At 37.7% G+C, this 21,742-nt stretch carries 22 protein-coding genes; 3 read left to right on the forward strand and 19 right to left on the reverse strand.

Annotated elements, in window-relative coordinates; genetic code table 11:
* Nucleotides 1-153: 153 nt before the first annotated feature.
* From yaaA to LQE94_RS02815, 17 genes are all read right to left on the reverse strand, one after another.
* Nucleotides 154-906: a peroxide stress protein YaaA gene (gene yaaA / locus LQE94_RS02735; protein WP_118724715.1), complete on the reverse strand. Its 753-nt coding sequence runs from the start codon at nucleotides 904-906 to the stop codon at nucleotides 154-156.
* Nucleotides 906-1,361: a thioredoxin-dependent thiol peroxidase gene (gene bcp, locus LQE94_RS02740; RefSeq protein ID WP_240576927.1), complete on the reverse strand. Its 456-nt coding sequence runs from the start codon at nucleotides 1,359-1,361 to the stop codon at nucleotides 906-908. The genes yaaA and bcp overlap by 1 nt, the downstream gene beginning before the upstream one ends.
* Before the next feature lie 3 nt (nucleotides 1,362-1,364).
* The gene (locus LQE94_RS02745; protein WP_117989801.1) at nucleotides 1,365-1,577 is read right to left on the reverse strand and encodes a DUF6219 family protein; all 213 of its coding nucleotides are present in this window, start codon (nucleotides 1,575-1,577) and stop codon (nucleotides 1,365-1,367) included.
* A 433-nt stretch (nucleotides 1,578-2,010) separates the two neighbouring features.
* Nucleotides 2,011-2,874 carry an aldo/keto reductase gene (locus tag LQE94_RS02750; RefSeq protein ID WP_118737044.1) on the reverse strand — a complete coding sequence of 288 codons (864 nt, stop codon included), beginning with the start codon at nucleotides 2,872-2,874 and terminating at the stop codon, nucleotides 2,011-2,013.
* Nucleotides 2,875-2,886: 12 nt separating this feature from the next.
* Nucleotides 2,887-3,654 (reverse strand): carboxymuconolactone decarboxylase family protein, encoded by a 768-nt coding sequence (locus LQE94_RS02755; protein ID WP_118737045.1) that lies wholly within the window; start codon nucleotides 3,652-3,654, stop codon nucleotides 2,887-2,889.
* Nucleotides 3,655-3,682: 28 nt separating this feature from the next.
* Nucleotides 3,683-4,153, reverse strand: a complete 471-nt coding sequence (locus LQE94_RS02760; protein WP_118737046.1) for a flavodoxin — start codon at nucleotides 4,151-4,153, stop codon at nucleotides 3,683-3,685.
* A gap of 128 nt (nucleotides 4,154-4,281) precedes the next feature.
* Nucleotides 4,282-5,160, reverse strand: a complete 879-nt coding sequence (locus LQE94_RS02765) for a LysR family transcriptional regulator (RefSeq protein ID WP_240576928.1) — start codon at nucleotides 5,158-5,160, stop codon at nucleotides 4,282-4,284.
* A gap of 153 nt (nucleotides 5,161-5,313) precedes the next feature.
* A complete protein-coding gene (locus tag LQE94_RS02770) occupies nucleotides 5,314-6,597 on the reverse strand; it encodes a cytidylate kinase family protein (protein WP_118724709.1) in 1,284 nt (427 codons plus the stop codon).
* Between the two features lie 43 nt (nucleotides 6,598-6,640).
* Nucleotides 6,641-7,063, reverse strand: a complete 423-nt coding sequence (locus LQE94_RS02775; RefSeq protein WP_118737048.1) for a MarR family winged helix-turn-helix transcriptional regulator — start codon at nucleotides 7,061-7,063, stop codon at nucleotides 6,641-6,643.
* A gap of 681 nt (nucleotides 7,064-7,744) precedes the next feature.
* Nucleotides 7,745-8,893 carry a beta-aspartyl-peptidase gene (gene iadA, locus LQE94_RS02780; protein ID WP_240577013.1) on the reverse strand — a complete coding sequence of 383 codons (1,149 nt, stop codon included), beginning with the start codon at nucleotides 8,891-8,893 and terminating at the stop codon, nucleotides 7,745-7,747.
* Nucleotides 8,894-8,925: 32 nt separating this feature from the next.
* Nucleotides 8,926-10,446: a putative basic amino acid antiporter YfcC gene (yfcC, locus tag LQE94_RS02785; RefSeq protein ID WP_117989785.1), complete on the reverse strand. Its 1,521-nt coding sequence runs from the start codon at nucleotides 10,444-10,446 to the stop codon at nucleotides 8,926-8,928.
* A gap of 149 nt (nucleotides 10,447-10,595) precedes the next feature.
* Nucleotides 10,596-11,513, reverse strand: a complete 918-nt coding sequence (locus tag LQE94_RS02790) for a 5'-nucleotidase (protein WP_240576929.1) — start codon at nucleotides 11,511-11,513, stop codon at nucleotides 10,596-10,598.
* 148 nt (nucleotides 11,514-11,661) lie between these two features.
* Entirely contained in the window at nucleotides 11,662-12,429 is a 768-nt protein-coding gene (locus LQE94_RS02795) for a TIGR03915 family putative DNA repair protein (protein WP_118737050.1), read from the reverse strand.
* Nucleotides 12,429-13,958, reverse strand: a complete 1,530-nt coding sequence (locus LQE94_RS02800) for a putative DNA modification/repair radical SAM protein (protein ID WP_240576930.1) — start codon at nucleotides 13,956-13,958, stop codon at nucleotides 12,429-12,431. The genes LQE94_RS02795 and LQE94_RS02800 overlap by 1 nt, the downstream gene beginning before the upstream one ends.
* A gap of 118 nt (nucleotides 13,959-14,076) precedes the next feature.
* The gene (locus tag LQE94_RS02805; protein WP_118737066.1) at nucleotides 14,077-14,556 is read right to left on the reverse strand and encodes a GNAT family N-acetyltransferase; all 480 of its coding nucleotides are present in this window, start codon (nucleotides 14,554-14,556) and stop codon (nucleotides 14,077-14,079) included.
* Nucleotides 14,557-14,618: 62 nt separating this feature from the next.
* Nucleotides 14,619-15,110: an HD domain-containing protein gene (locus LQE94_RS02810; RefSeq protein ID WP_240576931.1), complete on the reverse strand. Its 492-nt coding sequence runs from the start codon at nucleotides 15,108-15,110 to the stop codon at nucleotides 14,619-14,621.
* Nucleotides 15,111-15,177: 67 nt separating this feature from the next.
* Nucleotides 15,178-15,870 carry a Crp/Fnr family transcriptional regulator gene (locus LQE94_RS02815; protein ID WP_118688135.1) on the reverse strand — a complete coding sequence of 231 codons (693 nt, stop codon included), beginning with the start codon at nucleotides 15,868-15,870 and terminating at the stop codon, nucleotides 15,178-15,180.
* Between the two features lie 98 nt (nucleotides 15,871-15,968).
* Between LQE94_RS02815 and LQE94_RS02820 the strand changes: the two genes are divergently transcribed.
* Both LQE94_RS02820 and hcp read left to right on the forward strand, forming a co-directional pair.
* On the forward strand, nucleotides 15,969-16,688 hold the full coding sequence (locus LQE94_RS02820) for a 4Fe-4S binding protein (RefSeq protein WP_240576932.1): 720 nt from the start codon (nucleotides 15,969-15,971) through the stop codon (nucleotides 16,686-16,688).
* Between the two features lie 17 nt (nucleotides 16,689-16,705).
* Nucleotides 16,706-18,310: a hydroxylamine reductase gene (hcp, locus tag LQE94_RS02825; protein WP_240576933.1), complete on the forward strand. Its 1,605-nt coding sequence runs from the start codon at nucleotides 16,706-16,708 to the stop codon at nucleotides 18,308-18,310.
* A 118-nt stretch (nucleotides 18,311-18,428) separates the two neighbouring features.
* Here hcp and LQE94_RS02830 read toward each other — a convergent pair whose 3' ends face one another.
* Nucleotides 18,429-18,860: a flavodoxin family protein gene (locus LQE94_RS02830; protein WP_240576934.1), complete on the reverse strand. Its 432-nt coding sequence runs from the start codon at nucleotides 18,858-18,860 to the stop codon at nucleotides 18,429-18,431.
* A gap of 424 nt (nucleotides 18,861-19,284) precedes the next feature.
* Here LQE94_RS02830 and LQE94_RS02835 point away from each other — a divergent pair, with 424 nt between their 5' ends.
* Nucleotides 19,285-19,866 carry an amidohydrolase family protein gene (locus LQE94_RS02835; protein WP_240576935.1) on the forward strand — a complete coding sequence of 194 codons (582 nt, stop codon included), beginning with the start codon at nucleotides 19,285-19,287 and terminating at the stop codon, nucleotides 19,864-19,866.
* 304 nt (nucleotides 19,867-20,170) lie between these two features.
* Here LQE94_RS02835 and LQE94_RS02840 read toward each other — a convergent pair whose 3' ends face one another.
* Nucleotides 20,171-21,487, reverse strand: coding sequence for a hemolysin family protein (locus LQE94_RS02840; protein WP_240576936.1), 1,317 nt, complete (start codon nucleotides 21,485-21,487; stop codon nucleotides 20,171-20,173).
* Nucleotides 21,488-21,742 lie beyond the last annotated feature (255 nt).

Raw genomic sequence — 21,742 nt, forward strand, 5'->3', positions numbered from 1 at the left:
TTGTTATTTATGCAAAAATAACAGGCAAATCTTTATCTGCATAATTATCAAATAAAAGACGGGATTATATATCATATTATTATATTGTAAATAATATAGTAATAATTCTCATTATTACTAAAAGATGCCCATGCTGAGCATCTTTAATCTAAATCATTGTTCTATTTTTCGTTCAAAAACATATTCAGTTTCTGATGATAAATCAGAACGGAATGAATAACCAAGTCTGTCGAATTTCTTAATATCCAGCGGATTCTCAATATTATTTTCTGCCATAAATCTGACCATTTCACCACGAGCCATCTTGGCATATGTACCTTTTGTTACCATTTTATCTCCAGAAACTTCACAAAATGTAACCGAAATATATCTGTCCTGTGGTGTCAAATACTTTTCTATACATTTTGAGTATTCTTTTGATGCAAGATTAATGATAATCCTGCTGTCATCTATTACTGATCGGTATAACAAGTCACCCCAGTACTCATACAGATTTTTGGCATCTCCAATCCTGATCTTTGCCTGCATTTCCAAACGATAAGGTGTCACACCATCCATTGGTTTCAGAGCACCATAAAATGCAGACAATATTCTCAAATGATTTTGCACATACTCAAGCTGCATATCTTCAAACACAGATGGTGCCATATATTGAAAAGCAATTCCTTCATATGATAAAACAGCCGGACTGAGCATCTGATAAAGATTCATATTTCTCAATCTATTGAAATTTTGTTCTGCAATCTTGTCATTACATTTCCAAATGCCTTTCAGTTCCTCTTTTGACTTACTTTTCAACCAGCTTTGTATCTCTGTCGTCTTTTCAATAAATTCAGGCAATGCATCCGGTTCAATACTGTCAGTATCTGTAATCATCTTTTTAGCAGGGGATAATATTATCTTCATTAATCTAATTCCTTAAGCATATTTTCAGGATCATCTGCAGCCTTGACTTTATCATTTACCTTTATAATAATCCCTTGTTCATCAATAAGATATGTGGTTCTTACTACTCCCATAGAGACTTTGCCATAATTTTTCTTTTCTTTCCATACATCATAAGCTTCAATAACTTTCCGCTCTGGATCTGCTAAAAGTGTAAATGCCAATCCATATTTTTCCTCAAATCTCTTGTGAGACGCTACAGAATCCTTACTGACTCCAAGAATAACTGCACCTTTTTCGGTAAACTGAGGGTATCTCTCGGAAAAACCACATGCCTGCTTCGTACATCCTGGTGTATTATCCCTTGGATAAAAATACAAAATCACTTTTTTTCCTATATAATCCGATAATCTATGTATTTTCCCATTTTGATCGGGCAACTCAAAATCAGGTGCCTTAATTCCTACTTCCAACATTATTTATTTCTCCTCATCTGTAACTTTCTCTTTTTTTGCCTTTTCTTTTCTATTCCCAGTAATCATTTTATGACCTGTATATATCGCCATTACCATACATAACATAGAACTTAAAGCAAAGTATTTATGACTTGATTTTAGCTTTTTATATCCAGTGTAATAAGTCCCAAACATTGTAATTAATGCTCCAACTGACCAATATTTATGTGCTTTCATGTAATTCCTCCATTTTTCAGTGTATTCAATTGTAATTATACTCTACCACATTCCTATGTCAATTTGATAATAGTACATTCCTATAAATTTTTCAGAATATCATGGTTAAAACTATGTATTGTTATCCTATTGTCCATAAGTAAATGCAGGAGTCTCTTCCATAATACCTTGTCGTATTGCGTTTTTCTTAGCTACCTCTGTTGCCATTTATGCCACACACACAAAGAAGAGTGTGGCATTTAACCACACTCTTCTGAGAATTACGAATCCACTTTTCGCCTAAATCTTTTTCGCTTTTGCTTTAAAAAGAATGATATATTCTGGTCTTAAAACAGAAAGTCCCTTTCTCCTATTATTTTGGTTCATTATTGCTAGATGGTGATTCTTTTTAAAGTTACTATCAAATCTTATTAGCAGATCCTTGTTAAATTTCTTACATCTTTCCACCAAAAGCAGGGAATTTTCCAGTGTCACCATAGCTCTCAATTTTCTTAAAATTCTTTAACAGTTCCATGTCTTCAGCACTAATTTCAAAATCTAGTTCTGCATTATTCTTCATATGTTCAGGATTACCTGTTTTGGGCAGAGAAATTGCACCAAGCTGAAGCGTATATCTAATGCAGAGCTGTGGAACAGTCACACCATACTTCTTTGCAATCGTAGTTATCTCTGGTTGATTCAATATTTCACCATGTGCAATTGGTGAGTATGCTTCTACAACAATATTATTCTTCTGGCAATATTCTACTAACTCCATCGGAGTATTACTGATATGAAGAAGAATCTGATTTACCATTGGCTTAATCTTTGCTATTTCAAGAAGACTTACAATATCTTCAATCAGAAAATTGGAAATTCCGATTGCCTTAAGTTTTCCTGCCTTATAAGCATCCTCAAGAGCTTTCCATGCTGCTCGATTTCCCTCTACGTATCTGTCTTCGCACTGATTAACCTTTGCCCATGGCTGTGGACTGTGAATAATCATCATATCAAGATAATCCAGTCCCATCTTTTCAAGCGTCTCATTGATTCCTGCCATCGCTTCTTCATATGTCTTATGCTCCGCGGCAACCTTTGATACAACAAACAACTCCTCACGCGGAATACCACAGGTTCTTACTCCTTCACCAACGCCACGCTCATTTCCATATGTCTGTGCAGTGTCAATATGTCTATATCCAATCTCTACTGCTGCTTTTACAGTGTCAGCAGCCTTATCATCATCAATAAACCATGTTCCTAGACCAAGCTGTGGAATTGTCACTCCATTATTCAATACAATACTTCTATCAAACATTTCATCTACCTCCTATTTTAGTTTTCTATATTCTTCATCACTTACCGGTTCAAGCCATTCATTGGAACTATTTTCGCCCGGAACTTCTATTGCCAGATGTGAAAACCATTCATCCGATGCGGCGCCATGCCAGTGTTTCACCTCTGCCGGAATATTGATGCAGTCGCCTGGCTTTATTTCTACAGCATCTTTCCCTTCTTCCTGATAATATCCTCTTCCGGCAACACATACCAGGATCTGTCCTCCCCCACTTTTTGCATGATGAATATGCCAGTTATTTCTGCATCCAGGTTCGAATGTCACATTAAAAATTCCAACCTGAGAAGTGGAGATCGGTGCAAGAAAACTTCTGCCGGAAAAATACTGTGCAAACCCATCATTTGGTGCACCAATCGGAAACATCATTTCTTTTGCATGCGCACGCATCGCTTCCTCTTCGTATGGCAAATCTCCTTCGCCTGCTTCCCACACTTCCTTTGCAAGATTGAAAACAGCCCATGCTTTTGGCCAACCTACATAGAATGCGACATGTGTGATCACTGCAGCAATCTCTTTTTGTGTTACACCATGATTTTTTGCATTTTGAAGATGATATTTTAAAGAAGAATCTGTAATTCCAGAAGCCATCAGCGCAACCACTGTGATGATAGTTCTTGTTTTTACATCAATATCCTGGTTATTCCAGTTTTCGCCAAAAAGCACATCATCATTAAAATGTGCAAACTCCGGTGCGAATTCGCCAAGTGCATTTCTTCCTGCTGTCTGTATTATTTTTCCCATATTATGTATCCCTCCATAGCACTGTTATTTATATAGATTTTACCCAATCACTGATTTCCTGTTTTGTTCCACGATTTAACATGCTGCCTTCTATGATAACTGCATCTGGCGCGGACAGCTGTAATTCCTTTATAGTATTACCGAATCCACTTCCACCGGATGTTGCAAAAAGCACGATCTTTTTACCGCTAAAATCATAAGTTTCCAAAAATGTATTGATGATTGTCGGGGCCACATACCACCAGATTGGAAATCCAAGAAGGATCTCATTATAAGAACTCATATCCATTTCTTTTTTCATAATCTCTGGTCTGTATTTCTTATCACTCATTTCCACACTGCTTCTGGATTTTTTATCCATCCAGTCAAGATCAGCTTTTGTATATGGAATCTTCGGCTCAATCTCAAATAAATCTGCTTTTGCTTCCTCTGCGATCATCTCTGCTACTTTTTTTGTTGTTCCACTTGCACTGAAAAATGCGACTAATTTTTTACACATAATACAAAACCTCTTTCCTTACGTATTTTTTCACAGAAAAAATAGATGTATAAGATTTACATTCATCTTACACATCTATTTTAAGCTCTATCACTTCATTATGTCTAATGCTTATATTGAATTTTGTTTTATGCCTGAAAAGCATTTATTTCTTCTATCATTTTACGGATTGCCAGCGAATATGGGATATTTCGTCTCCAGGCAATCACAGTGCTTGTCGTGATTTCAGGAAAAATTCTTCGCTGTACAAGAATATCCTCACGCCAATACTTTGCAGCACCTTCGATTGATATTGGATACCCCAGTCCATTTGCCGCCATGACTCCGGCATTTGTTCCAAGATTACTTGTAAAAGCAATCTGAAGTTTTGAAAAGTCTTTTCCAAACCAGTTGGCAAGTTCGCTTTGAATGTTCATTCTTTCCGGCAGGATCAATGGTTTTCCAATAAGATCTTCCTTTTTTATAAACTTTTTTCCTGCCAGCGGATCATCCGGCCGCATTCCGACACACCAGTGATCACAATCCGAAATCCGAATATAATCCATTCCTTCAGTGTCCACCGGTTCCAGAAATAACGCAATATCTACAAGACCTTTATTCATCATCTCATACACCGTATCTGCTGTTGCAGTATGAAGCGCAATCTGAACCAGTGGGTATTTTTCTTTATATGTTTTGCATATTTTCGCCAATGTTTCTACTGCCGCAAATTCACCACATCCAATGGTTATACTTCCCTCTACAACCTCTTCTTTTCCTTTCAGTTCCTCAAGCGTCCTTTCCTCAAGATTGAGGATCTCCAAGGCACGCCTTTTTAATAGAATTTCCTCATCAGTAAGTGATATTTTCTTCCCGTTTCGAATAAATAATGTTATTCCCAGGTCCTCTTCAAATGCCGCCATTTGTCTGGATAGCGTTGGCTGGGTAATATGCAATTGTTCTGCTGCTTTTGTAAAGCTCTGTTCTTTTGCTACTGTTAAAAAATAGCGTAATAATCTTAATTCCATATCTTTATATTCCTGCACTTTTTTGTTGTATTCATTCTATTCAGAATATAACGACGTACTTTTGGATCGATCTGCCATCCCCAGTCGCTTAGATTAACTGTTCCTTAAGGGTCTATATCATTTACAACCAATATTATAAGGCTTTATATATTTTTACAGTTTCATAGCACTGCGGATGCAGTTCTCAATAAATTCTTCTCCCAAATCTGTATTCAGGCTAAGATCAAAGTTTCCGGCTGCACCCCACATACGGCGGGTGTAATAGCGGTAGTTATCTGCACGAAGTTTTTCATTTTTCTGAACCGTAGCTTTTGCTTCTCCTTCGGAGATATTCTGTCTCTGTGCCACTCTTCTAATTCTGCTCGCAAGAGGCGCTGAAAAAAATACTTTCAGGCAATTTTCAGAATTTCTGAGAACGTAATCTGCACAACGGCCTACTATCACGCAGTTGCCTTTTTTCGCAAGATTGCGTACAACCTGACATTCTGCCTCGAAAATTTTATCCTTCGGCGCTTCATCCTGCCTATCTGTATTCAGGTACATCTGATTGACCAGATCATAGAGAAGACTATTTGTCATGATTTCCTCGTTTTTCTTAACGAATTCCGGTGTGTATCCGGTGGTTCCTGCTGTCATCTGGATAATCTCAGCATCATAAAAATCATATCCCAACTTTTCTGCAAGAACCTTGCCAATATCATGGCCACCACTTCCAAATTGTCTTCCAATGGCGATAACATTTTTTCCATAGGTTCCTGCTGTCTGTTCTTTTGCTTCGTTCTCGCTTTCTGCAGATACACTTTCCGGGAAAATCATATCTTTCAGGAATGCAAGTTTCTTACCGATGAGTCTGGCGATAAAGCCTACCAGAAGGGCAGCAATAACGGTACCTTCTCTTACACCAGCCAGTCTTCCTGCAAATACGAAAGAAAGTACAGCAGCAATCACTGACATGGATACATCAAAACAAATCTTGGTTGTTCCGAAATTTGTTTTCCATATAAGAACAATAGCACGGACAAAAGATTCTCCTGGAAGCATGACAACGTCTGCCAAGACCTCCATATATACACCTACGCCAAGAATCAGACATCCGATAAGAAGATATACAATCTTCATGAGGTACTCTTCCGGATTGACCCAGGACAAAAGAATCATGGCAAAATCAATAAAATATCCAAATATGATGGATACCGGAATCTGAAGGATGTGTTCCAATTTAAAGTTCTTTCTCAGAATGATCAGCTGCAGTACGATCAGAAATATACTGAAAAAGATGGTAAAATTTCCGAGTGTAAATGGAAAATTAAGACTTAATACGTAAGGAATTGATGAAATAGGGGATGTTCCTAGGTTTGCCTTTGTGATCAGGCTGACTCCCAGGGAGTTTATAAACAATCCCACCAGAAATATTAAATATCGTTTTAGTGTCTCCATTCTTTTTTATTTTCTCCTCATTTCATAGTTTTTTATCGTCAGCTCATTTCATATCTGCAAGATTTCGGTAGATCCGGCAAAAAATTTCCATAAACAGCTTCTGCTCTTCTTCGGAAATACTATTTAATGCAGTTTTTTCTATTTTTTTAAAAGCCTCCTCCACAAGCTTCTGATTTTTCTTTCCGGTTTCTGTCATAAAAATATGAAAAGTACGACGGTTTCCATTGAGCATTTTTCTTTCAATCAGGTCTTTTTCTTCCATACGGTTCAAAATGGACGTTAAAGATCCTGCCTCGATGAGACATCCTGCCGCAATCTCTTTCTGGCTGACACCATCGTGATCTTTCAGGTAATCCAATACTTTGGGCTGTCCCAAGGTAAGTCCTGTATCTTTCAGCTGTTCCATTAGTTTTTTCTGGATGGTCATATGGTTTATCATAGACATGTAGTGAAAAGAATCATCCATTTATTATTCATCTCCTTCTTTTATTATATAATGCTTATAATTCAAACAATTATAATTCGAATGTTTAGAATTATAACTATGTTTGTAGTGCATGTCAATAACTTTTTTCTTTTTTATTCTACCAGTAAACAGTATCTCTTCAGAAATTGGCCATTCATTTTCAAGAATGCCTCTGCATTCTTGCTGCGAGATGCGCGTCATGCAATGCATGACATACTTCTTCTGCGCATCTCTGCAATCCTGCCGGAGGCTATATCAGATGGGGGGATTGACTCCCACCACTGATACTGATTTGTTACTCGCCACCTACAGTGGGAGTCATCTCACATCTGATATGACCTTTGGATCCACTCTTTATATGTTTCCATATCAAGCGGATCTACTTTCGTAAATGATAAAATAAATATGTACAATCAATAATATTATAAAATATTTATTTATATTTTAGCACTATTTTCCTCTTCTATTCGTTTGCAAAAAAAGCCATAAGATTTTCTTTTCAAAATCTTACAGCTTTTCTATCATGTTGCATCCAGTTCCAAAACAAAGCGGATTGTGCCTGGTTACCCTGCTATCGATTGACAAAAATACTTTCTTACCATCAGCGGTCTGATGGAACTTCATATAGTCACCAAGCCAGCTCTCTAGCCAACGTTTTTCGTCGCGATAAGACCTGGCTCTTTATTTTGTATAAACTGTATTCCCTTTTGCAATTACTTCAACAAGCTGAAGTTCTTGGTCAAGAATACAAAGATCAGCATCATAGTCTTCTTTAATCTTACCTTTTCCTTTAAGACGAAGAATATCTGCTGGATTTGATGTAATTGTAGAAATAGCTATTTCTAAAGGAATTTCTGTTTTAAATACACATTCCTTTACTTCCTTCAGAAGGCAGCTGGACTGTCCAACGCCCATTCCAAGGAATTCGCCATCACTACTGTACATAGGAAGGCTTCCCTGTCCATCAGAAGAAATTGTCATGCGGTCAGGATTTACACCTGCATCTAACATCCGTTTAATGCCATTGCATACACGTACCTCATCACAGATAGTTTCCCAATAATCAATATCTTCATTTCCTGTAAAGTCTACTGCTCCGCCTTTTAGTGCATACTCAATCGACTTGCCAAAAAGCATCTCATTTCGATTAATATGTGTTGGCAGGATTTGAGAAGCCGGTATCTCTGTCTCATCTACTACTCGCTCAATAAGATCTAAGCATCTCGGACTGTCGCCAAGATGAACATTTACAATACCAGCTTTCCCTGAAAGGACACCACCAAGTCTCGTATCCGCAACAACACGTGTAAATTCCTCAAAAGTCGGCTGTGAAGAACGATGATCAGAAATCGCGATTTCTCCGGTTCCAACAATTTCCTGAATCATCATAATGTCTTTTACAATACTGTCAGTCAACGTGCGAACCGGAATCTGATAACTGCCTGTATAACAGTATGCTGACATTCCCTGCTCATTCAATCCTTTTGTCTTTGCAACCAGTGCACACATATCACGGCCGATTCCATCTGTTCCAAGACAGCCGACAACTGTTGTTACTCCAAACTTCGTAAGTCCTTCCATAGTTGCTTCCGGAGTACGATTGGCGAATCCGCCTTCGCCACCGCCTCCGAGTACATGAACATGACTATCAATGAATCCTGGAGTTAAAAGCAACCCCTCTCCATTGATTATTTCTGCCTCAGAAAGAAATCCGTCTGCGGATATAGAACCTGCATCTTTAATCTTGACAATCTTATCATTGATTGTAAGTACATCTTTTTTCCCCAGATGCTTTGGGGCATAAACATCAATATTCTGAATTAATTTCATCATAAATCACTCCCAATTACCAAATGCATATTTTAGAATCCAATTCCAACTGCAATAAGAATTGTAATGATTGCACCTATCATTAAGACACCAAGGAATTTCCACATGAATTTAACCCAGTTAGACCACTCAATCTTTGCAATCGCAAGAGATCCAATCAGACATCCGGATGTAGGAACAATCAGGTTTGTAAATGCATCACCTAGCTGGAATGCAACTACAGCTGTCTGACGTGAAACACCTAACAGATCTGACAATGGAGCCATAATCGGCATTGTAATTGCAGCCTGTCCTGTTCCGGATACAACAAAGAAATTGAATATGGACTGGAACAGATACATAAGTACTGCTGCAACTGCTCCGGAAACTCCAGACAGTGCATTTGAAATATTATACATAATTGTATTGATAACTGTAGGTGTTGTCGGATCAGATCCACCAAGAACCTGCATGATACCCTGAGCCATAGCAACAACAAGTGCTGCACCGATCAGGTCTTTTGCTCCATCTTTGAAAGAAGTTGCAATATCATTCAATCTCATATCGTTCAGCTTAAAGATAACTCCAATCACACCGGAAACAATTCCCATAATAAAGAACTGTGTTGCAATCTCTGGCATATAGTATCCTTGAGTCATAACTCCCCAAATTACCCATACTACTGTAGCAGCCAGTGTCAGAAGAACTAAAATATGTCCAAGACCAAATGAATGTCCTTCGTCAATTCCTGTTTTTTCATTCTGCTCACGGAAATATGAATCCGTCTTATATGCGATTGAGATCGTCGGAGTCTTTTTGATCTTTGATGCATAGAACATAGTCATTCCACAGCCAAGTGCTGTAAATACTACCCACATTACCATACGGAATCCCGCTCCGGAAAATACATCAATACCTGCAATCCCCTGTGCAATACCTACCGAGAATGGATTCATCCAAGATGAACCGAAACCAATCTGTGTTGCAACATAGGTAACAAGAACTGCGATAACTGAATCATATCCAACTGCTACAAATAATGGACAAAGAATCATAGTAAACGGAAGTGCTTCTTCTCCCATCCCGAAAACTGCTCCCCCAAGAGAAAACAGTACGAAAAGTACTGGAATCAGCAGTTTCTCGGCTCCCTTTGCCTTACGGATCAATCCGATCAGTCCGGATTCAATTGCACCGGTACGTATCATGATACCAAATGCACCACCTACAACCATAAGGAATGCGATAATCTCGATTGCAGAACTGCTTACGATTCCGTTATACATATAATTAAAGAATCCTGTTCCGCCATCTCCGCTAAAAAGTGCTACTCCTTCCGTTACTACGTTCCCTGCATCGTCTGTCAGATACTGGAAACTTCCGTCTTTGATTACTGTACGGGTTTTCTCAACACCATTGATCATGTACGAAATATCCTGTGTTTCGTAAAATCCCTTTGGTACAAGGAAAGTCAGAAGTGCTGCGACAACAACTACCAGAAAAATAATAATGTAGGTGTCAGGCACTTGAAATCCCTTGTTAAAAGACTTTAACCCTTTTCCTTCTTTTTTGCTCATTTTTGAGTCTCCTCCCATTTTTGATATGCTATATCAGTGTACCATAGAATACTCAAAATCTAACTAAAAATTTACATATTTCATCAATTTTATGTTATTTTCTTGTATTTTTATACACCTAAAGGTGGGATTTGGCTCTATAAAGCGTTTTACTCTTTCGGATTATCTCCAGCCCGATAAGGCACTGTTGCCGCCGGAACAACCGCCGAAGCTGGTTCTGTATGTATATCCTGATCATCAAAAAAGATATGTGCCCCAAATGCTGCAAGCACTTCTGTCTTGCTGACCCCACCAAGGAAAAATGCTTCATTAATGGATACACCCCAATTGCGAAGTGTTTTCACTGCACGTTCATGCGCAGGAGCATTTCTTGATGTGACAAGTGCTGTTCGGATCGGCTGAATATCTTTTTCTTTAAACATCTGCTGCACATAAGACAGTTTTGTCAGGAAGTTAGCAAAAGGACCTTTCGCCATCGGCGTGTTCGCATTTGCTTTCTCATGCTCTTCAAATGCCTGTATTCCATTCTTCTGGAAAATCTTTTCAGATTCAGCAGAAAATAGTACTGCATCTCCATCAAAAGCAATACGGATCTGATCAATCTTTTGCTTCGGATCAGCATGTGCTTCACCCGTAAGAATACGACCTGCAGCAATCCCATCATTGATTGCCGACTGTACATCATCTGAATTCGCCGACAAAAACAAGTCTGTCTTAAAAGCCTTTAAATAAGGAGCTATTTCTGCACCGCTTGTCAACGCAGCTCTCGTAATATCCAAGCCATAATGCTGTATAGAATTAAAAATACGAAGACATGTATTTGCATTATTCCGTGACATAATAATCACTTCCACCAGTCTTCCAAATCCTGTATTATTCAGCTCTAAAAATGCTTTGATCAATTGAAATGCTGCACCCTTTTGAAGGATCTCATTCTCATGTGCTACCTGATAAGCTTCATATGCTTCAACACCTTTTTCTTCGAATATTTTATTCTCCTGTTCAAGATTAAATAAAGCTCTTGAACTAATCCCTATTACAAGAGGTTTTGATAAATCATACGGCATTTTTACCACCTCCGATTAAGAAAAGAATCATATATCTATCACATCTTTCTTACATTATATATTTCCATCTTACGAGTTACAAGTGAAAATATATAGGAAAAGATTGCATTTTTATGAATTTTCAATGTAATCCCAATGAATTTTCAGTCTATTTTTTAAATTCTACTGCATGTTTTCTCTTCCAAAGCGGAAATAAATTACGCTGACATACATAATTCTTTCGTTCATCTATCGCAATCGCGTGAAAAAAGGTCTTCCACATATCTGTATACTCATCCTCATAATCTTCTGTCTTTCTCAATGTCTGAAATTCTTCATCTGTCAGATATCGCAGGTAGTTCTCTCCGTCTTTTGAATGAACACAGGCCGTTTTGCGATTATCGTCTATAATCATCCAATGCTCTGAAGGCATACGATCTGCAAAATGTCTGCCTACCAGCATAATGACATCACTTTTCGTCTCTAGATGACTGACATAAACATTGCCTGAGTTCAACCGCTCAAATCGTGCAAACTCTCTAAAATGATGGCTCTCATTGGACACTTTTCGACGCAATTCCAGTATCCGCATCACATACGGATTCGCATATTGCTGTAGTACACTCTCTCCGGTTTTGAATCCAACACGAAGGAAATTATAAATTGCCTGCAGTGCATCTTCCTCAGCAGACAAAGTCGCCAGATAGATATTCAGATATGCTTCATCCGAAATATCTCTCCGAATCGAACGAATTACCTTTTCTGCTTTGGAAAGATCTTGGTCTATATGAATATATTCATCAAATATCGTTTGTTGAAATACTGGTTCTTTCTTTAATTGTATTTGGTCATGGCCAATCCGCAAGGCTTCAGACCAAGCATCATAGATACAAGTCATGATATCTTCCAAACGGTCTTTACAAGTAAAAATCTTCATTAGCATACTCCAAAATCTGTCAACGTCATCTGTGTAAATGACTCATTCGCATGTTGTGTGTTCCATATATCCTTCGTGTCTACACTAATTAGTTGACGCGTAATATAAGATGCCTCAATAGGAGTATGATACATCTGTTTCCCACCACACGTGATGAAATAATGTGCACGCTTTAATACTACTCCCATCTTCTTTAGACTATCATAATCAAGTCTGCCATAGCGTCTTGCATAGGTGATACGACTCGCTGATTTAGGCCCGATTCCCGGAACACGAAGCAGTGTAGCATAATTTGCTTTTTCTACTTCTACCGGAAACTGCTCTAAATGGCGCAATGCCCAATCGCACTTCGGATCAATCATTTCATTGAAATTCGGCTGCTCTAAAGACAATAATTCTCCTGCCTGAAACCCATAAAATCGAAGCAGCCAATCAGCCTGATATAATCTGTGCTCACGTAAAAGCGGTGGTGGCGTTCCGATCTCCGGCAATACCTTGTCTTCGTTCAAAGGAATGTATGCTGAATAAAAGACACGTTTCAAATCAAACCCCTGATACAATGCCTGAGTCGTCTGCAACAACGTATAGTCACTCTCACCTGTCGCACCAATGATCATCTGCGTGCTCTGTCCGGCTGGAGCAAAGCTGCGCTTCAATTGCGACATGTCACGCGGTGCCAATTGATTCGCATTCTCCCATGTCAGTGCATGATCCAGTGAGGTATATCTTTTATAAGATTCTAATCGATTCATCTGAGAATCTTGAGAAATTGCTGTATCATTCTTCTGAGCATTCAAGCACTCAGAAAAATGCTTTTTCGAAGCATCAGAAAAAATACCTGCATTCAAAAACTTATTTCCTCCACTTCGATCCATATATGCTGACTTTCCAATTGCCATTCTGTGAGATGCGATTGTGCTCTGCACCTTCCCCATAGGATCCAGAATGTTCTTCATGGTCTTGTTTGGAGCCAACGTATGCAATCCTTCTTCCGTTGGTAATTCAAGATTGACACTAATACGATCTGCAAGATAACCTGCTGCTGCAAGTAACTCGTCCGAAGCTCCCGGAATCGTCTTGATATGAATATAACCATTGAAATGATATTTCGTCCGAAGCAACAATAACGTCTCGCACATCTTCTCCATCGTATAAGTCGGATTCTTTAAGATTCCGGAACTCAAAAACAGACCCTCGATATAATTACGCTTATAAAACTCTACTGTTAAGTCACAGATTTCTTCCGGAGTAAAAGTAGCCCGCTTTACATCATTGCTCTTGCGATTAATACAATACTTGCAATCATAAGCACAATGGTTTGTCATTAAAATCTTAAGCAAGGAGATACATCTGCCATCTGCCGCAAAACTATGACAAATGCCGCATGCCTCTGCATTGCCGAGCTCTCCTTTCTTTCCCCGCCGGCTTGACCCGCTTGATGTACATGCCACATCATATTTTGCTGCGTCAGCAAGAATCTGCAGCTTTTCCTGTGTTGTATAATTACTATTCCTAATATCTGTATTCATATTTTCATTATACAAACATTTGTTCGGTAATGCAAGTGTTTTTCGAACAAATGTTTGTATATGATCATTCGAAAAAATATCGTAATAGTCTTATTTCCATGTTTTCTATTTCTGCATATTATTTTTCTACTAATATATATTCCATTTGTCTTTCTTTCGTTCGCATTCCCATTTTTTCATAAAATTTCTCTGCTGGAGTATTTCCTGCCCATACATTCAATGTCACTTCATAGCACCCTATCTGTTTCGCTTCATTTTTTACATATTCAAACAGACTTTCGCCAACATGCTGACCTCGAACCTCTTGACTGACACAAAGATCATCAATAAAAAACGTCTTAAACGGAACCATGTTGTTTGAAAAAGGTTGCTCTTGTAATTGACAAAATGCATATCCTACACAAACATCATCCTCATCCACCGCAACATATATTGGCTTTTCTTTATGTTTCAAAAGCTCTCTCAATTCGTCTATCGTATATTTGGTCGTGCCCGGAATAAAAATATCAGGCCTTATATCTGCATGAATTTGTAACACTTGCTCTAATAACTCTAAAATTCTCGGAATATCTTTTTCTTTCGCTTTTCTAATAATCATTTTTACCTCCATCCATTCTCATTCTTCTGCAAAACATTTATCTACTGTTCGTTTATCACGCTCTATCTTGTTATATCAAACATTTCCCTGCAAATCATTTTTCCACATGATATTTTGAAAATATTATGATAGGCTTTTAAAGCCGCTTCTTTTGATAAACCATCTTCCATAATATTGACCAGGAAATCAGCCTCTACCAATATCTGATAATCTATACCATCAATATTATTATACGTATGATGATGTGCAATCAAATACTGCACACGCTCAGATACCTCTTGTTCAAATCCTAATTTTCTAAGCAGCTTTTCTGCTATTGCAGGACCTTCTTTTTCTTGTAGTTTTCCATTGCAATCCCCATATTTTTCTTCACAGAAATGAATTCCAATATCATGTGTCAAAGCTGCTGCTTCAATGGTAAACAAACATTTCTTATCTACATTTTCCGTTTCTGCTATCAATTTTGCATAACTATGCACTTTACAAAAATGTTGAATTCTCTTTGAATCTCCTCTATATAACTCAATCATTGCTAAATGTAATTTATTTATCATCTAAAATTTCCTCCTCTTGCACATTATAATAATTCTCAAATTAATCCTATATTTCCCTTGATATACATCACATTTTCCTTGTTGAATCCACATCATTAGAAACCATTAATTCAAAATGATTTCGATTTGTTTTTATAAAACCTTCTTTTTGTAACTTTGATATTTCCGTAGACATTGCTGCACGGTCAATACAAAGATAATCCGCTAACTGCTGCCGGTCAAAAGGAATATCAAAGGATAAAGATGAATGTCTGATGGATTCGGCTGACAGATATGACAATAGTTTATCTCTTGTCGTTCGCTTGCCAACATGTGTGATCTTATCGTTCAAGATCAGTATCTTATTTGCCAGGACACTGACCAGGTTACGGATCAACTTCTGATGATGCTCGCATGCAGTTGGACAAGTAACCAAAAGCTTCTGGACATTTAGGAAAATAATTTCGCAATCCTCATCAGCTACCACACTGATATTCAAAACAGCACCCGGACTTGCCGCATATGGTTCTCCAAAAAAATCACCGGCATGACATTTTGATAAAATATTGCGATGCCCCCAGAGGTCTTCCTGGATAACAAGAACACAGCCTGACACCACAAGTCCCATTACTTCTGTAGAATCTGCTGCTCTGAAAATATAAGAATCTCTCTCTTTTGAAACTGTTGTTGCCTCTACACAGTGCAATATGGATAATATCTCGTCATCAGTAAGACCTTTAAAGAAAGGACTGTTCCTTAAAATGGGTAAAAATTTTTTCAAAATTGTTCCTCCTGTTGGAAATCAAACATACAAGTTGCATTTATTATACTATGATTCTAACAGAAATAAAAATTTTATGCTATAGACGGAGGGTAAAAATGATAAGAAAGATTATTCGAATTGATAAAGAAAAATGTAATGGATGCGGTGCCTGTGCAGATGCCTGTCATGAAGGTGCCATTGATATCATTGACGGAAAAGCAGAATTGGTAAGAGAACATTTCTGTGACGGGCTTGGTGATTGTCTCCCGGAATGTCCTACAGGAGCCATTTCTTTTGAAGAAAGAGAGGCTCCTGCATATGATGAAGAAGCCGTAAAAGAAGCGCAAAAAAAAGTATTTGCCAAAAATCAGGCAATGTCTACACACACCGGCTGTCCTGGTTCTAGAAGTATGCAGATTCAGCGATCCGAAACACCTGAAAACATAAAATCAGCTCCAAGCGTAGAGCAGCTATCAAAACTTCAGAACTGGCCAGTTCAGATTAAACTGGCACCTGTAAGTGCCCCATATTTTGACGGCGCAAAACTATTGATCGCAGCTGATTGTACTGCTTATGCATATGCAAGCTTTCATCAGGATTTTATTCGGAATAAGGTAACATTAATCGGCTGTCCTAAATTAGATCAGGTGGATTATAGTGAAAAATTAACTGCAATTATTCAAAATAACAACATTCAAAGTGTAACCATCGTAAGGATGGAAGTTCCTTGCTGTGGTGGTCTGGAGATGGCAGCAAAAAAAGCGCTTCAGGATAGTGGAAAATTCTTACCATGGCAGGTTATAACAATAAGTATTGATGGGAAAACTATAGAATAAAAAAGGAGAATACAATAATGGATAAGAAAATGTTTTGCTTTCAGTGTGAGCAGACCGTCGGATGCGCCGGATGTACAGGAAATGCCGGTGTCTGTGGAAAAAAGGCAGATACAGCCAGATTACAGGATGAACTGACAGGTGCCTTGGTTGGTCTTGCAAGAGCTGTCGATAGTACAACAGCTATTTCCAAAAGAACCGGACAGGTCATAATTGAAGGGCTGTTTACCACAGTTACAAATGTAAATTTTGACGATGCCTCAATTGAAAACATGATACAAAAAGTCAGAGCTGAAAAAGAAAGACTAGTTCCTGACTGCAGCAAATGTCAGTCACCTTGCGGTAAAACAGACGAATACGATATGCAACAGTTATGGAATGCCAACGAAGATATACGCTCTTTGAAGTCTCTGATTCTTTTCGGAATTCGCGGAATGGCTGCCTATGCCTATCATGCAAATGTTCTGAATTATGAAGATACCGAAGTAAATCGCTTCTTCTGTGAAGCATTATTTAAGATTGGTTATGAAGAAAGTGCAGATGCACTGCTTCCTACAGTACTAAAAGTAGGAGAAATCAACCTGAAGTGTATGGCACTTCTTGATAAGGCAAATACAGAAACCTATGGGACACCAGAACCAACCAATGTTACACTTACAATAGAAAAGGGACCATTTATTGTTGTAACCGGACATGATTTGAAAGACCTGCAGCTTTTACTTGAACAAACAGAGGGCAAGGGAATCAACATCTATACTCATGGTGAAATGCTCCCTGCCCATGCCTATCCACTCTTAAAAAAATTCTCACACTTAAAAGGGAATTTTGGAACCGCATGGCAGAATCAGCAAAAAGAGTTTGATCATCTTCCAGCTCCGATTCTCTACACCACCAACTGTCTGATGCCGCCAAAAAGCAGTTATGCTGACAGAGTATTTACAACAGAAATGGTTGCCTTCCCCGGTGCTGTTCATATTGATGAGAAGAAAGATTTTACGCCGGTTATTGAAAAAGCGCTGGAACTTGGTGGTTACAAGGAAGATCAGGTACTCACCGGCATCAATGGCGGTACAAAAGTGACAACCGGTTTTGGTCATGCAGCCATCCTGTCCCATGCAAACACTGTAATTGAAGCAGTAAAATCAGGTGCAATCCGTCATTTCTTTCTGGTTGCCGGCTGTGATGGTGCTAAACCTGGACGAAACTATTACACAGAATTTGTAAAACAGACACCTTCTGACAGTATTGTCCTTACTCTGGCATGCGGAAAATTCCGTTTCAACGATCTCGATCTTGGAGAAATCGGTGGTCTGCCGCGACTGATGGATATGGGGCAGTGTAATGATGCTTATGGTGCGATTCAGGTTGCTGTAGCACTTGCAGATGCATTTGGATGCTCCGTAAATGAACTTCCGCTTTCCTTCGTTCTCTCCTGGTACGAACAGAAGGCCGTCTGCATCCTGTTAACACTTTTACACCTGGGTATCAAGAACATTCGTCTTGGTCCTTCTCTTCCGGCATTTTTGTCTCCTAATATTTTGAATTTTCTGGTAGAAAATTACGGTATAGCACCTATCACCACGCCGGAAGAAGACATCAAAACACTGATGAATTACAACAAATAAATTTCTTCAAATCTCTGTGGAATCAACGAAGCCGATACAGGATTCAAAAATCCTGCATCGGCTTTATGATCAGATTACTTCTGTTTCTTTTTTTACCTCAAAATACTGGAGCTAATATTTACAATCCATTTACAAACTCAACTGCATTTTTTATGTCGTCTTCATCTGGATGCCCTTTTGCAATTCCGCCAACCAATTTAAATGGACCAAATGTATCATAACCCTTGCATCCGAATTTTCCAAACACTTTAGAATGCTTCTTGTGTAAAATCTGCTCTATGGATTTATAATTTGCACTTCCGCCATAAGTACAAAGCAGAAACACCTTTTTGTTGTCTGGCAGATTCTTCTCTGCAAAATCTAATATCGACTGATGAAATTTCGAAAAATAGATTCCTGATGCAAATCCAATCATATCATAACTGCCTAGATCTGCATCTGGCTGTTTTACAACATCAATCAAATCAACACGGCACTCTTCTGCTATGCTTTTTACTAATTTTTCTGTATTTCCATGATGCACAGATACATATACAATTGCTTTTCTCATTTGTGTTCCTTTCTCTTTCTGTCCACATTATTTACACCTCGTTTCACACTCCGCTATATAACATAAATCCTTCATCTGCTTTTATTATAACATTCACCCTATATTTACGCACTAAAAAAGGATATTGAAATTGACTTTTCAAAGACTCCTATATACTTCGGTTCAAGAAGCTTGACCAGATCTTTCATATTTATATTGATTACATCTTCGCACGCAGAGCCTAAAACACTCATGATTAACCTCGGTTTTATTTTTCGACTGGAAGGTACTTGTGTGTAACAGACAAATTGATTTGACTTTTTTAGTACACGAGAATAAAATAATAACGTTGATTTTTCATTTCATTGACTGTGTTCTGACAGGATGCTATGATTTGTGCGTAAAGAACAAATCATTATTGTTAACGAGAAAAGAGGAATACAGTATGAAGGGTATAAAATTATTTAAAAATGCAAGGCTAAAAGGTCAAAAAGAACTTGTTTCTATATTAGTTGAAGATGGAATTACCAAGAAAATCTCAGCAGACATACCTTATGAAAAAAGTACCGTATGTGAGGAAGTTGACTTAAATGGACAACTGGTGATTCCTCCATATGTAGATCCACATTTACATCTTGACTATGTATTTACAGCAAATCTTGGTGAGGAAAACGGATCCGGAACTCTTTTTGAAGGAATCCGGCGATGGAGTGAATCAAAAGGAAACATGTCTGTCGAACAGATGAAGGATCGCATTTACAATGGAATAAAAAAGGAGATGCTGCATGGTATTCAAGCTATCAGAACTCATATTGATGTGACAGATCCGACATTTACAGGTCTTAAGGCAGCACTTGAAGTAAGAGATGAAGTAAAAGACTTTCTTGATCTGCAAATTGTTGCATTCCCTCAGGAAGGAATGTACGCATACAAAGGCGGGGATGAGCTTGTAGAAGAAGGTCTTAAAATGGGTGCTGACTGTGTTGGTGCAATCCCTCATTTCGAACTGAAATTAACGTTTGCGTAACTGGGAACGCTTGATTTTACTGGATTCTTGGAATATGATGTTGCAAACACGTTACAAACGCAGGACTTCTCATTACGCCTCACCACACCTCTAAATTATCAAAGAGGGAGATGACTCAAAGTAACAAATGTGCATCTTCCTCTTTTTTTCTCGCAATATCATTCAACTTCGACAATTTCTAATCAATTTTGTTTAAATATTATTCGTTGCTTTGTTATCATTGTTATATTCGAAAATATATATGTACTCTTCTGATATATTTACTTCTTTCTAAAAATAATTTGCAAATGTGATTTCAAAATTTTTATCTAAAAATTTCTATAATTGCATGTTCAACTTGATGTTCTTTTATTTTATCAATGATTATATGCATATTTTCTATTTCTAATTCTATTTTTGTATCCCCATCCTTCGGTACCATACCAAATTTTCGAAATACAAATCCAGTAAATGTATCACAATCTTTTGCTGTAAATGTAACACCTATAGCGTCTTCAATATCACTTAATCGTATATTTCCTTTCACTTCCCACTTGTTATCACTTATTCTTATAATAACAGTTTCTTCTTCCGACGATATTGGTTCAATATCATTTAAATCGCCAACAATTTCTTCTAATAAATCAAAAAGAGTCACTATTCCAACCACTCCACCATATTCATCTAATACAATCGCCATAGATTGCTTCGATTGTTTCATATTTTTAAAAAGCACATCTGCTTTTGTGGTTTCCATAACAAAGTATGGTTCAGAAATTGCAGAATCTATAACCATATCCTTACTTTTTTCTTTTAATCTAAAATAGTCTTTTGCATTTAAAATACCAATAACATGATCTATCGAATCTCCACAGACGGGATAAAGGGTATGTCGTGTATTATGGATCGTTTCATCCCACTCCTTCACATCATCAGACATCCATAATATTGTCACATCTGTTCGATGTGTAGCAATCGTACCAGCCATAATATCATTAAATTCAAAAACATTTTGAATAAACTCTTTTTCTTGATGATCTATTGTTCCTTTTTCACTTCCCGCATCAACAAGCATACGTATTTCTTCTTCACCTACTTGATCTTCCGTTTCATTTGGATCAATACCCCAAATCTTCAAGACAATATTGGTTGATATTGAAAGAAATGAAACGATTGGCTTAAATAAGATAGAGATTCCCGTAACCAATCCTGAAATTCCCATTGCCAGTTCTTCAGATTTTTTCATTGCGATTCTCTTTGGAACTAATTCGCCAAAAACCAACGTGAAATATGATAAAATCAATGTAATCAATATAACAGCTATGGTATCTAAAGTAGAACGTGGAATATTCACACCCATCCCAACAACCCAATCAACTAAAGGTTCTGAGAAATTATCTGCTGCAAAAGCACTTCCTAAAAATCCCGACAATGTGATTGCAACCTGAATTGTCGCAAGAAATCGTGCCGGCTCTTGCGTTAATCGTACTAATCTCTTTGCCCGACCATTACCTTGTTCTGCCATTCGTTCTAGCTTTGTTTCATTCATTGATAAAACAGCGATCTCTGCACTCGCAAAAATCGCGTTTAATATAATTAAAATAATCTGCACTACTAAAAGAATAAAAATTGATGTACTCATAAATAAAACCTTTCTACAATAAAATTATCTAAATATCACACTTACTTAAAAGCAACAAAAGACATGGTCTATGTTCCGAATACATAGTCCATGCCTTGCGATATATAAATAAAAATTCTATTGAATTGGTTCGCTTCAGAATCATTATCACTTTCGTCCATGTTAAATATTCCTCCTCTCAAATAGTATTGTAGTACAGTATAACAAAAAGACCTAACATAATCAATTCGAAAAAGTAAAAGTTGTGTTAAATTT

Source organism: Mediterraneibacter sp. NSJ-151 (assembly GCF_022487435.1).
GTDB lineage: Bacteria > Bacillota > Clostridia > Lachnospirales > Lachnospiraceae > Schaedlerella > Schaedlerella hominis.